This window comes from Kluyvera georgiana ATCC 51603 (genome assembly GCF_001654985.1).
GTDB lineage: Bacteria > Pseudomonadota > Gammaproteobacteria > Enterobacterales > Enterobacteriaceae > Kluyvera > Kluyvera georgiana.
This window is the reverse complement of record NZ_LXEU01000057.1, coordinates 40424-53423: the sequence shown is the minus strand read 5'-3', so window position 1 is coordinate 53423 and position 13000 is coordinate 40424. Positions and strand designations below refer to the sequence as shown.

Here is a 13000-nt window from a genome sequence, read left to right as displayed (position 1 = left end):
GGCCGAATGGCCCCTTTTCTTTTTTACCCATAAAAAAACGCCTGCTCTTTGTGGGAGCAGGCGCTAATACAGGTTTAATTCGACAACTAATGGGTGCTTCACTCAACGTTATGTCCATGGTGTCTGATGAGGCAAAAAGCGACATCTGTCAGTGGACGATAAGCACCGTCAATGGCTCTGCATCATTCCTGAGTTTATGATGCACAAGGCGAACATAAGAGATGGAATGAGCATCTACGCGGCGCATTATGTCACAGGATCCCAGGGGAAAACACCTTCCGTAACAAAAAATATCGTTCTTTTTCAACGTCAGGCGTACGACATCGCGAGAAAAAACAGATATTCAGTTTTGTACCGGGTGAGAGAAATATACGAAAGCAGAAATAATAAATAAAAATGACTCATTAAACATTATTCACAATATTTATCTCCGAAGATTCAGTAACATTTAACCCTCACGTTCATTTCACATATCCTGCCTGGCAGCATTTACATCATCAAAGTATCAGATATAAGATCCTTGCCAGGTGAATTTCCCTCTCACTTCAACTATCTCATTAATATTTATACATTTTATTATTACCCACATCTATTCACCTGAACAATGCACCAGAATGCTCAATTTTATTTAATAGAAATATATACTTCATGGAGATTATATAATGGATTTATCTTTTTCTCCCAAGCTGCTTGCCATCGCCGTTATGGCAGCACTTCCCGCGCTCGCTAGCGCAACAGATTCCCCTGCTATTGCGACGGCACGGGAAGGTTTTTCCGGTTACGATCATCCCAACCAATATCTGGTAAAAAAAGCCACGACCATTGCCGACAATATGATGCCGGTGATGATGCACCCCGAGCAGAATAAAGAGGCGCAGCAAAAGCTGGCCGACATCGAGAAAAAAACCGGCAAAAAACCTAACGTGATCATCTTCATTCTCGATGACGTAGGTTGGATGGATGTGGGTTTTAACGGCGGCGGCGTCGCGGTTGGTAACCCGACTCCGGATATTGATGCGGTTGCCAGCCAGGGGTTGATTCTGACTTCTGCTTACTCACAGCCGAGCTCGTCTCCCACACGCGCCACCATCATGACCGGTCAATACTCTGTACATCACGGGATCCTGATGCCCCCGATGTATGGCATGCCAGGTGGGCTGGAAGGGTTAACCACCCTACCGCAATTGCTGCACGATCGGGGCTATGTCACCCAAGCCATCGGTAAATGGCACATGGGCGAAAATGAGGGCTCGCAGCCGCAGAACGTCGGCTTTGATGATTTCCGCGGGTTTAACTCGGTCTCCGATATGTATACCGAGTGGCGTGACGTCAACGTGAACCCAGAGGTGGCGCTCAGCCCCTCTCGCACCGAGTACATTAAAAATCTGCCGTTCAGCAAAGATGACGTTCACGCGGTACGAGGCGGTAAACAGGAAGCCATCGCCGATATTACGCCGAAATATATGGAGGATCTTGACCAGCGCTGGATGCAGTACGGCGTAGACTTCCTCAACAAGATGGCGAAAAGCGATAAGCCCTTTTTCCTTTACTATGGCACGCGCGGCTGCCACTTCGACAACTACCCTAACGCCAAATATGCGGGGAGTTCACCGGCGCGAACCTCCTATGGCGATTGCATGGTTGAAATGAACGATGTGTTCGCCAACCTGTATAAAACGCTGGAGAAAAACGGTCAGTTGGATAATACGCTGATCGTCTTCACCTCCGATAACGGTCCGGAAGCGGAAGTCCCACCGCATGGTCGCACGCCGTTCCGCGGGGCAAAAGGATCCACCTGGGAAGGCGGCGTTCGCGTACCGACCTTCGTTTACTGGAAAGGGATGATCCAGCCGCGTAAGTCCGACGGTATCGTCGATCTGGCGGATCTGTTCCCAACGGCGCTGGCGCTGGCCGGTAAACCGGGAGCGGAAGTCTCTAAACTGGTACCCACAACCACCTTCATCGACGGAGTCGATCAGTCCTCATTCTTTCTCGGCACTAACGGCCAGTCAAACCGCAAGGCGGAACACTACTTCCTGAACGGCCAGCTCTCCGCCGTGCGTATCGATGAGTTCAAGTATCATCTGCTCATTCAACAACCGTATGCCTTTACCCAAACCGGCTATCAGGGCGGCTTCACTGGCGCGGTGATGCAGACGGCAGGAACCATGATCTTTAATCTCTATACCGACCCACAAGAACGCGAATCCGTCGGCGTCCGCCATATCCCGATGGGCGTGCCGCTACAGACTGAAGTCCATGACTACATGGCTATCCTGAAAAAATATCCGCCAAAAGTCCAAATCAAGCTCTGAGAGCCGCACTGATTCAGCCCGCCGGAGCAATTTCCGGCGGGTTTTTTATTTGTGCGACGGGAATACCAGCTGCGCCTTCATGATATCGCTGGCCGGACGACCGCTGGCAAGAAGGTCACGCATCGCTTTCAGATAGGGAGGTAAATGGCGGAAGTAGTGGCGGAAACCTTCACACAGGTAGTTCTGCTCGCCGCCCTCCGTGGGTATAAAGCGATGCTTAGGGCAGCCGCCCCAGCACGCTCTCAGCACTTCACACTGCTTACAGGCCTCCGGCAGGCGGGTAAATTTATCCCGACCGAACTGTTCCTGCTCAGGGGTATCAATCATCTGCGCAAAGCTGTGCTGATGGATATTGCCGAGATGAAATTCGGGGTAAACATAGTGATCGCAGGCATAAACATCACCATTGTGCTCAACGACGATCGAGCGCCCGCAGGTGGGCTGATGGTGACACACCGCTCCGGGCGCGCCAACAAAGTTGGCGAAGGCCCATTCAATGTTCATCACGAAAACTTTACCGACGTCGCGCTGAATCCAACGGTCAAAAATCGCGGTAAGAAACTCACCATAGGCTTTCGGGCGAACGGACCAGGCCGTGATGCCTTCGGCAGTCTGTGCAGTACCTGGCCCATGCAGGGACAGACCCGCGCTGGATTCCCGCGGGGCAGCCAGCCGCTCAACGACCGGGATAAACTGGATGAATTCCGCTCCGGATTCACACAGAAAATCATACACTTTAAGTGGTTGCAGTGCACTTTGCTGGTTCACGCAGGCCAGAATATTGTAATCAACACCATGTTTTTGCAGTAACGCCAGCGCGCGCATCACCAGCTTGTGCGTGGGCTTGCCGCCTTTTGTCAGACGATACGCGTTGTGAATCTCCGCCGGGCCGTCCAGCGACAGGCCGATTAAAAAACGCTGTTCGCGGAAAAAGAAGCACCACTCGTCATCCAGCAACACGCCGTTGGTCTGAAAACTGTTGCTGATACGTCGACCCGCGCCATATTTCGCCTGTAACGCCACCGCGCGACGATAAAAGTCGAGCCCCAGCAGCGTCGGTTCGCCACCCTGCCAGGTAAAAGCCACTTCTGCCTGCGCTTCAACGGCGGCAATATAGTTTTTAATATATGCCTCCAGCGTCTCATCACTCATACGTAAACCTGCGTCGGGATAGAGCGCTTGTTTCTCAAGATAAAAACAGTAGGTACAGTTGAGGTTGCAGTCAGAGCCGCTGGGCTTGACCATCGCGTGAAACGCGCGGATTGGAATCTGTTGGGGCATTATCTCGCCTTCCTTATGCACGGGAAGGCTTCATCATAGTGAAGCGTCACTCAGCGAAAGGGGCGTTTTTTGCGCATGGAGAGAAATTCAGAAATGTGCGCGGAACGGAGAAAACAAAAAACCCCGCCGAAGCGGGGTTCAAAATTGGTCGGCGAGAGAGGATTCGAACCTCCGACCCACTGGTCCCAAACCAGTTGCGCTACCAAGCTGCGCTACTCGCCGAAATACTGCTTTTTGAATTTTTAGTTCAATTCGTTAAAGTCGTGGTGCGAGGGGGGGGACTCGAACCCCCACATCCTAAGGACACTAACACCTGAAGCTAGCGCGTCTACCAATTCCGCCACCTTCGCAAATTCACAACTCTATCAAATAGTGGGGTGGCTAATGGGATTCGAACCCACGACAACTGGAATCACAATCCAGGGCTCTACCAACTGAGCTATAGCCACCACTGCAAATCTTTTACGCGGTCTTAAAAAAACCACCGCAGCTCCAGCACCGGGTAAATGGTGCGCCCGACAGGATTCGAACCTGAGACCTCTGCCTCCGGAGGGCAGCGCTCTATCCAGCTGAGCTACGGGCGCTTAGCGCCGTTGCGGGGTCGGATAATACGGACTTCCTACCCCGCTGTCTAGTGCCTTTTTAAAGAAAATTATCGTTTGCTCATGGTTTGTGCGTTTTGTTGCTTATTTCTGCACTTTTTGCACTTCAACGCCCTTGCCCATACCAAAAACCTTATAAACCACGGTCACGATGGCCAAAAACAGCGCGCCCACAAACAGCGACATACGGGTATCGTCATTGAAGCCCATACCGATCAGCACGCAAATCAGGAACGCCATGGTCAAATAGTTGGCCCACGGGAACATAATTGACCGGAACGGATGGCTGGCAATCGCCGCTTTATGTGCGCGACGAAAACGCAGCTGGCTAATCAGGATAACGAACCACGGCACCATCCCCGGTAGCACGCTGGCGCTGTAGACATAGACGAACACGCGCTGCGGGTTAGGAATGATGTAGTTCAGGCAGGAGCCAATCAACAGGATAACAATCGACACGCTCACCCCGGCCGCCGGTACGCCGCTTTTGCTCACTTTAGCCATCGCCGCAGGCAGCTGACGGTTTTTCGCCAGCGCGTAGAGCATGCGCCCGCAGCTGTACATTCCGCTGTTACAGCCAGACAGCGCTGCAGTCAGTACCACGAAGTTGATAATGCCCGCTGCCGCGGTGATACCAATTTTGGCGAAGGTCAGCACAAACGGGCTGCCGTTGGTGCCAATTTCATTCCACGGGAAGATAGTGACGATAACGAAAATCGCGCCCACGTAGAAAATCAGGATGCGCCACAGCACCTTGCCTACCGCGCTGCGCAGGGTCACCTGCGGGTTCCTGGCTTCACCGGCCGTCATACCGATAAGCTCTACGCCCTGATAGGAGGCCACAACGATACACAGCGCCGTCAGGAAGCCCTTCCAGCCGCCCGCGAAGAAGCCGCCGTGTTCAGTCAGGTTGCTAAAACCGATGGAGGTGCCGCCGTTGCCAAAGCCAAAGAAAATCACGCCTAGACCAATGACAATCATCACGATAATGGTGGTGACCTTAATCATCGCGAACCAGAATTCAATTTCCCCGTACAGGCGCACCGCCGCCAGGTTAGCCAGCGCCACCAGCCCCACGGCAATCAGCGCGGGGATCCACTGCGCCATTTCCGGAAACCAGAATTGCACGTACACGCCTATCGCGGTGATTTCTGAAATCCCGACCGCCATCCACATAAACCAGTATGACCAGGCGGTGAGGTAGCCGAAGAACGGGCTCATATAACGGTGCGCGTAAACGGCGAACGAGCCGGTGACCGGTTCGATAAACAGCATTTCGCCCATCGAGCGCATTATGAAGAAAACAAAGACCCCGGCCAGAATGTAGGCCAGCAGCACCGACGGTCCGGCCCACTTCAGGGTGCTTGCCGCGCCCATGAACAGGCCGACGCCAATGGTGCCGCCAAGGGCAATCAATTCAATATGACGGGCTTCCAGACCGCGCTGGAGCTCCGGTTTATTCTCTGCCATAGATCCTCTTGTGTTTGCATATCTATCCGGTCGATGCCGGTTTTATTTTTATAGAAAAAAAGATGTCTTTCGGATGTGGATATATCCGTAGAAATACGGATATATCGTCAGGGCATGCGAATGGTTTAACAAATTCACACAAATGGCAAATATAAATGAGGGATAACGTATCGAGATTGTGAATGAATCACGCAGAAAATGCGTGATTCATTGCCGATAATGCGCGGAATATTCAGAGGTTATTGGTGTAATGCCAGCGTAAATAGCGCAGCAGGCGCAGCTGGCGCGTGATGCGGCTCGGCTGAGAGAGCAGGCGATAAAGCCACTCCAGCCCCAGGTTTTGCCACACCTTCGGCGCGCGCTTGACCTGGCCGGTAAAGACATCATAGGTGCCGCCCACGCCCATATAGAGCGCGCCAGGATAGACCTGACGGCAGTCGCGCATCAGGATTTCCTGCTTAGGGGAGCCCATTGCCACGGTCACAATCTTCGCTCCGCTGTCGCGGATACGTGCAAACAACGCGGGACGCTGCTCGGCGGTGAAGTAGCCATCCTGGGTCCCCACCAGATTAACATTCCACTGCTGACGCAGTTTTTGTGCGGTTTCAGCCATCACCTCCGGCTTACCGCCAATCAGAAACACCGGCGTCCCTTCTGCGCCCGCACGCGCCATCAGCGCCTCCCACAGGTCAGCCCCCGCCACGCGCGACACATCGGCCTGCGGGTATTTCTTACGAACGGAGCGCACCACCGAGATACCATCGGCATATTTAAACTCGGCGTCATTAATCAGCGCCCGCACTTCTGCATTATCTTCCAGCGTCAGCATCTTCTCGGCATTAATCGCCACCAGCGTGCCCTGCTTCAGATTGCCATCCGCATACAGATAGTCCAACGCGTGTTGCATATTGCGCCAGCCGATGAGGTTAATCCCGCGTAAGGTGTAAGTCGGCGCGGTCTGTAAGTCAGCCATTTTATCCTTCTCCAACGTGCGAAAGGCGTCTTAACCGCTGATGGATAAGCCCCGCGCTCTCAAACAACCAGTACAGCAATTTCGCCATCAGCAAACAGAAGCCAAAGATAACCATAAAGAAAACGACGCGAGAGCCGAAAGAATCCAGCCCTTCGCGCGCCAGCACGATCATGTTGAAGATTGCGCCAAAACAGAAACTGTGCAGGATGGCCGACTTATAGCGATTCGGCTCCTGGTTACCCAGCATATACAGCCAGTCGAACCATTTGATAATCAGCCCCACCGCAACCGCGCCCAGCGGCACAAACCACATGCCGCCCATCACCACCAGCGAACCAATCAACGTCGGTGAAATCGCCAGGCCAGAGTGGTTGTTGAGCACTTCCCAGGTAAAATAGTTGGCGGTATTCAGCACGATGCTCGGGCGCGATGGCCACAGCCAGCTGGGGATAAAGACGTAAAAATCGCGCACCATCGGCGCCAGACCCTGGAAGTCGATCTTATCGTAGTTTTGCAGCAGCAGCGCCAGGTTCTCCCACGGCGAGAAGGTATCGCGCGTAAGATAGAGGAAGGTGTAAAACGCTTCATCGCCGCTTACGTTCATACCGTAGCGTTTCAGCGCCAGCCAGAACATCCCAACGATGCCCAGCACGCCCGCCGCCACCAGCATCCACAGCGAAATCCAGCCGCGAATAATGCCGATAAACAGGAAGATAGCGAAAGCGATAATGATATTTGCCCGCGTGCCGCCAACGATGGCGTAGGTCAGTAGGCCGAAGGCCACGGTAGCAATCAGGAAGCCAATCCACGCTTTAAAGCTCGGCTTGAGGAAATAGACCACCAGCATCGCCGGAATAAAGAAGTAGAAGAAGCGTTTAAGCGCGACCCCGGAAACCTCACTGGAGAAAATCTGGCTATAGGAGTGCAGCTTAAACAGCAGAAAACCGTTATGCAGGAAGAAGGTGCCAACCGTCAACAGCGCAAGCCCCATCAGCAGCACCCAGGTAATATGCGTCTCAACCCGGTTCATGGTAAACAGCGGGCGGCGTGTCACCGTCGCATTGGCCGAGCGCAGCCGGGTTTTGTAAGTGACGTAGTACACCGCATAGAAACAAACCGAAATCAGCAACGTTTGCAGCAATACGTCAGGCGGCGAAACGCCGACCCCGAAACGAAACACCAGGGTACAGGTTAGCGGGAAGCCGAAGAAGAAAGTCAGCAGGAACAGCAACGAGAAGAAAACGTTGAAGTTAAAGCGCACGCGGCGAAACTCAAACCACGTCAGGGTACCGATAAACAGCGTCGACAGCAGCCAGACGACGAACAATCCAGTAAACTGCATTTCGCTCATATCGCCTCCCCCGCTGCCAGTTGCAGCGCCCGATGCCACGGCGCCAGATAGTTAGGTTTGAAAAAGGCGATGGCGTTTTTGTCCACCAGCGCCAGCTGACGCTGGGCTTCACGCACTACCGGCTCGGTGAGCGCGTCGTCGGTAAACAGCACCGGAATATTCTGCTCGGCCATATCCAGCCAGAACGGGTTCTGGCGGTTCAACACGCAGGGGATCCCCGCCTGAATGAGCAGGCACAGCGTGCCGATACCCTGCTGGCGCGCAAAAATAAAATAGCCCAAATCGCAGCGGCGCAACAGGGCAAGATAGGCGTCAAATTCCAGCTTTTCGCGCAGAATCTGCACATTTTCTTTGCTAAACAACGCCTGCGCAGCGCTGTCTACCTCAGCAATATAAGCCTCGTTATTGGCCGGGTAGCCCATCGGTACGATCACGTTCACCGTGTCGCCAAACTGCTGATGTACCGCTTTCAGCGCGGCAATATGTTCGTTGCTGCGATCGCCTGAATTGCCCACCAGAATGGTCAGCATACCTTCTCGCGGCGTGGCATCCGCCAGCGAATTCAGCGCCGGATCCATCCGCGTCGGGAAATAGAGCAGTTCGCCGGGCACCTGCGGGTGAATATTACCGAAATAGCTCAGATCGCCGCAGGTGGCGAACACGCGCCCTACGCGGCCTTGCGCCATCCGGCGCAGCGGATAGAACAGGCGGAACTTCAGGCCACACGAGACTTCATACAGATCGGCCCCCCAGATATGCCAGCTGACCTGCGACGGCTTCAGGCCGCCGCTCAGCAGCGCCAGCCAGATACCGGTATTAAACTGGCCGTGGAAGAAGAATCGCTGCTGGCGATTGGCTTTCGCCTTCGCCACCACGGCTTTCGCCAATGCCGATTTATCGGCGTAGCGTGCAATCATCAGCGCGGGAAACGCGGCCTCCAGGCCGTCATCTTTGCTGACCACCATAAACTGGCGGGCGTGCGCAGGCTCTGCGGCCAGCTCATCGGTAAAAAACCGTAGCACCGTCTGGTTATGATGGGGGATGTCCGATCCCAGGATGTGTATCAGTTCGGTCATTGCCGTTTACGCCAAATTAAAAATACGCCGCTACAGAGCGTGAAATAAACAATATAGGTCGCCATATAGGCCTGCGCCGCCCCCAGCGCGCCGTGCGCCGGAATCAGCCAGTGCGAGAACGCCGTCAGCAGCGTGAACTGGCTCAGTTCCGCCAGAATGTAAAAACGCAGCGACGCCTTCGCAATGACTAAATAACCAAAAACGTAAGCGCCCACTTTCAATACATCGCCTACCAGCTGCCATGCGAACAGGTCGCGCATGGCGATAAACTTCGATGAAAACAGCAGCCAGATAGCAAAGTCGCGCAGCAGCCAGACGGTCAGGCTCGCGGCCGCCACGGCGGGTAAGACAAACTTCAGCGAGCGGCCAATTTCGCGAGAAATATCCTGCTTCGTGACCAGCCGCGATAACGTTGGTAGCAGATAGACGCTAAACGAAGCGGTAATAAACTGCAGATAAGCGTCGGAGATACTGCTGACGCCCTGCCAGATCCCCACTTCATCCCAGCTGTAGTGCGCCGCCATCAGGTTTCGCATCATCACGTAGGCCACTGGCATGGTGACCGAGGTAATCAGCGCCATCAGGGTAAATTTCCCCAACTGACCCGCCAGCGCATTATCCCACTGCGGTTTGAGATACCCCCATGGAATTTGGCCGCGCCGGGTTAACATCACCGCTGCGGGAATGACAATCAGCGCCGGCACCAGCGCCAACCCCAGCAGCGCGCCCTCATAACCGCCTAACCGATAGCAGACGTAATAGGCCACAACGCCGATCAGGCTCCCGGCTATCAACGACAGCGCGTTGCCCGCGGCATCGCGGAACCCTTTCATCAACGCCAACAGCAGGTTCGCCCAGGCAATGCCCATCTGCACCAGGGCGACCAGCCGTACCAGACCCTGATAGTGGGTATGGCCAAACAGGCCCTGACTTATCGGCGCCGCCGCCAGCAGGAAGATCGCTGCCAGTAGCGTCGAGAACCCCAACACCATCGCTGAGGACGTGCCGACGACCTGCCGTAAACGCGCCGGATCGTCGTGATGCTGGGCAACAAATTTTGTCACCCCGTTGAAAATACCGGCCCCGGCGAGCACGCCGAGCACGGTCACCAGCTGGCGGAAGTTACCCGCCTGGCCGACGCCTGAGGGGCCAAACGACACTGCCAACAGCTTCACCACCAGCAGACCAACGCCAATTTTTACCAGCGTGGACGCGGCGGTCCACACCGAAGCTTTTGCCAGCGACATATCAGGCGAAGTAGCTCAGCAGCGTATTGATCACCGTTCGCTGATCGACCGGCGACAGGTTGTAGAACAGCGGTAAACGAAGTAGGCGCTCACTTTCTTTGGTGGTGAAGCGATCGTCACCGTGGAACTCGCCAAACTTCTCGCCCGCCGGGCAGGCGTGCAGCGGAATATAGTGGAATACCGCCAGAATTTCGGCCTCTTTCAGCCAGTTAATCAGCGCGCTACGGTCTTCAACGTCACGCAGCTTGATGTAAAACATGTGTGCATTATGGCCGCAGTCTTGCGGAATCACCGGCAGGTCAATGCGTCCGGTGTTGGCCAGCGGCAGCAGCGCGTCATAATAGTTCTGCCACAGCGCAAGGCGCTGCTGATTGATGCGATCGGCGGCTTCGAGCTGCGCCCACAGATAGGCAGCCTGCAGATCGGACATCAGGTAGCTCGAGCCGATATCGCGCCAGGTGTACTTATCCACCAAACCCCGGAAGAACTGGCTGCGATTGGTCCCTTTTTCACGAATGATTTCCGCCCGCTCAACCAGCGCGCGATCGTTAATTAACGTTGCGCCACCTTCACCACCCGCGGTGTAGTTTTTGGTTTCGTGGAAGCTGAAGCAACCGATATGACCGATGGAACCCAGCGCGCGGCCTTTGTAGGTCGACATCACACCCTGCGCGGCATCTTCCACCACGAACAGATTGTATTTTTTCGCCAGCGCCATGATGGTGTCCATCTCGCAGGCCACGCCCGCATAGTGCACCGGCACGATGGCGCGGGTTTTGTCGGTGATCGCCGCTTCAATCCGCGTTTCGTCAATGTTCATGGTCTCTTTATGCACATCAACAAACACAATTTTCGCACCGCGCAGCACGAAGGCATTGGCGGTGGAGACAAAGGTGTAGCTCGGCATGATCACTTCGTCGCCCGGCTGGATATCCAACAGGATGGCCGCCATCTCCAGCGATGCGGTACAGGATGGCGTCAACAGAACTTTGGCGCTACCGAAGCGCTGTTCCATCCACTGCTGGCAGCGACGGGTAAAACCGCCATCGCCGCACAGCTTGCCGCTGCCCATCGCGGATTGCATGTAATCGAGTTCAGTACCCACGACTGGTGGGGCGTTAAATGGGATCATGGTGTCACCTGTATAGCCAGTACGCGGTGCTGAAGACATTAGCGCCGCTGTGAATATAGCGTTGAAGTGCTGCGGTGTTGCCGGCTTGCGTCGCCACCCGTAGCGTCGATAGGCCGCGAGTATACGCCCAGCGTACCGCAGCCTGCATCAGTTCTGCGCCTGCGCCGCGCCCGGCCAGCAGGCCGATACGCGCATCGGAGGCGCTCAATTCTCGTAGGGAAACAAACGCGCGGATAGTACCGTTCTCGTTGCGAAGCACCAGGCACTGGTTATCGAAAGTGCCTTTGACCGCATTTTCTATCCACTGAGCATAGAAGCGGGCGCTGGCGTCGGAGGCATACCACGGCGCACGAAAACGGCTTAAGGCAAACGCCTGCGCCGCCAGCGCCCGTAATTCCGGGATATCCGACTCGCTGGCCACCTGCGCCTGCGAGCGGCTCACCGGCGTAACGGGCAGCGCCAGATCGACCTCGCCTTCTACCAGCTGAAAGCCCAGCGACTGCAGCGCATCAAGCTGCTCAACCTGATGCGCGGCAATTTTCGCCTGCAGCCGCGACCACCCCTGCAGCCGTTCGGTAGTCAGCGGCGGCGCATCGTCGGCAAAGCGGACAATGGCGCTATTGATACCGAAAAACTGATTCTCCCACGTCAGTGGCTCAATACTGGCGCGGACGGGCACGGAGCAGCTCCAGCAGATATTGACCGTAGCCGGTTTTCGCCAGCCCGGCGGCAGCGCGCTTCACGCCTTCATCGTCGAGCCAACCGTTGCGCCAGGCAATCTCTTCCAGACAGGCAATTTTAAAGCCCTGACGTTTTTCGACCGTCTGCACAAACATACTCGCTTCAATCAGGCTGTCGTGAGTACCGGTATCCAACCAGGCAAAACCGCGTCCCAGCAGCTCGACGGTTAGCTTACCGTCGTCCAGATACATCTGGTTGATAGAGGTGATCTCCAGCTCGCCGCGTTCGGATGGCTTCACCCGCTTCGCATATTCCACAACCTTGCTGTCGTAGAAATACAGCCCGGTGACCGCCCAGTTCGATTTCGGCTGTTTCGGTTTTTCCTCCAGCGACAGCGCCTGGAAATGGTCATCAAACTCCACCACACCAAAACGTTCCGGGTCCATCACCTGATAACCAAAGACCGTCGCCCCTTCGCTACGCGCCGCCACATGACGCAGTTTTGGGCTGAAGCCCTGGCCGAAGAAAATGTTGTCGCCCAGTACCAGGCATGATGGCTCGCCGTTGAGGAAGGTTTCGCCGATGATAAACGCCTGCGCCAGCCCGTCAGGGCTGGGTTGTTCAGCGTACTGTAGCGAAATACCGAACTCGCTGCCGTCGCCCAACAGTCGCTGGAAGTAACTTTTGTCTTCCGGCGTGGTGATGATCAATATGTCACGTATCCCCGCCAGCATCAGCACCGACAGCGGGTAGTAGATCATCGGTTTATCGTAAATCGGCAGCAGCTGTTTCGACACGCCGCGAGTGATCGGATGCAGACGCGTACCCGAGCCACCCGCCAGAATAATGCCTTTCATTGCTTTTCCTCCTCC

At 55.1% G+C, this 13000-nt stretch carries 11 protein-coding genes and 4 tRNA genes; 2 read left to right on the top strand and 13 right to left on the bottom strand.

Going from position 1 to position 13000, the window contains the following annotated elements:
* Together M989_RS26060 and M989_RS14360 are read left to right on the top strand one after the other, a co-directional pair.
* Positions 1-200: hypothetical protein (locus tag M989_RS26060; protein WP_209438768.1), on the top strand; the 200-nt coding region annotated here is incomplete at its 5' end.
* Between the two features lie 462 nt (positions 201-662).
* On the top strand, positions 663-2315 hold the full coding sequence (locus tag M989_RS14360) for an arylsulfatase (RefSeq protein WP_064546427.1): 1653 nt from the start codon (positions 663-665) through the stop codon (positions 2313-2315).
* Between the two features lie 45 nt (positions 2316-2360).
* Here M989_RS14360 and M989_RS14355 read toward each other — a convergent pair whose 3' ends face one another.
* The 13 genes from M989_RS14355 to rfbA all read right to left on the bottom strand — a co-directional run bounded on the left by M989_RS14355 (position 2361) and on the right by rfbA (position 12985).
* Complete coding sequence (locus M989_RS14355) at positions 2361-3596, bottom strand: anaerobic sulfatase maturase (protein ID WP_064546425.1); 1236 nt, start codon at positions 3594-3596, stop codon at positions 2361-2363.
* A gap of 145 nt (positions 3597-3741) precedes the next feature.
* Positions 3742-3818, bottom strand: a tRNA-Pro gene (locus tag M989_RS14350).
* Positions 3819-3860: 42 nt separating this feature from the next.
* Positions 3861-3946: transfer RNA gene (locus M989_RS14345), tRNA-Leu, on the bottom strand.
* Positions 3947-3969: 23 nt separating this feature from the next.
* A tRNA-His gene (locus tag M989_RS14340) sits at positions 3970-4045 on the bottom strand.
* Positions 4046-4103: 58 nt separating this feature from the next.
* Positions 4104-4180, bottom strand: a tRNA-Arg gene (locus tag M989_RS14335).
* Positions 4181-4282: 102 nt separating this feature from the next.
* On the bottom strand, positions 4283-5668 hold the full coding sequence (thrP, locus tag M989_RS14330; protein WP_064546423.1) for a bifunctional threonine/serine APC transporter ThrP: 1386 nt from the start codon (positions 5666-5668) through the stop codon (positions 4283-4285).
* A 232-nt stretch (positions 5669-5900) separates the two neighbouring features.
* Positions 5901-6641 carry a lipopolysaccharide N-acetylmannosaminouronosyltransferase gene (gene wecG / locus M989_RS14325; RefSeq protein WP_064546421.1) on the bottom strand — a complete coding sequence of 247 codons (741 nt, stop codon included), beginning with the start codon at positions 6639-6641 and terminating at the stop codon, positions 5901-5903.
* A gap of 1 nt (position 6642) precedes the next feature.
* Positions 6643-7992 carry an ECA oligosaccharide polymerase gene (gene wzyE, locus M989_RS14320; RefSeq protein ID WP_064546419.1) on the bottom strand — a complete coding sequence of 450 codons (1350 nt, stop codon included), beginning with the start codon at positions 7990-7992 and terminating at the stop codon, positions 6643-6645.
* Positions 7989-9068, bottom strand: coding sequence for a TDP-N-acetylfucosamine:lipid II N-acetylfucosaminyltransferase (locus tag M989_RS14315; protein ID WP_064546417.1), 1080 nt, complete (start codon positions 9066-9068; stop codon positions 7989-7991). Before M989_RS14315 ends, wzyE begins: the two co-directional genes overlap by 4 nt.
* Complete coding sequence (gene wzxE, locus M989_RS14310) at positions 9065-10315, bottom strand: lipid III flippase WzxE (protein ID WP_064546415.1); 1251 nt, start codon at positions 10313-10315, stop codon at positions 9065-9067. Before wzxE ends, M989_RS14315 begins: the two co-directional genes overlap by 4 nt.
* A 1-nt stretch (position 10316) precedes the next feature.
* A complete protein-coding gene (rffA, locus tag M989_RS14305; RefSeq protein WP_064546412.1) occupies positions 10317-11447 on the bottom strand; it encodes a dTDP-4-amino-4,6-dideoxygalactose transaminase in 1131 nt (376 codons plus the stop codon).
* Positions 11448-11451: 4 nt separating this feature from the next.
* Positions 11452-12126: a dTDP-4-amino-4,6-dideoxy-D-galactose acyltransferase gene (gene rffC, locus M989_RS14300; protein WP_064546410.1), complete on the bottom strand. Its 675-nt coding sequence runs from the start codon at positions 12124-12126 to the stop codon at positions 11452-11454.
* Entirely contained in the window at positions 12104-12985 is an 882-nt protein-coding gene (gene rfbA / locus M989_RS14295; protein WP_064546408.1) for a glucose-1-phosphate thymidylyltransferase RfbA, read from the bottom strand. Before rfbA ends, rffC begins: the two co-directional genes overlap by 23 nt.
* Positions 12986-13000 lie beyond the last annotated feature (15 nt).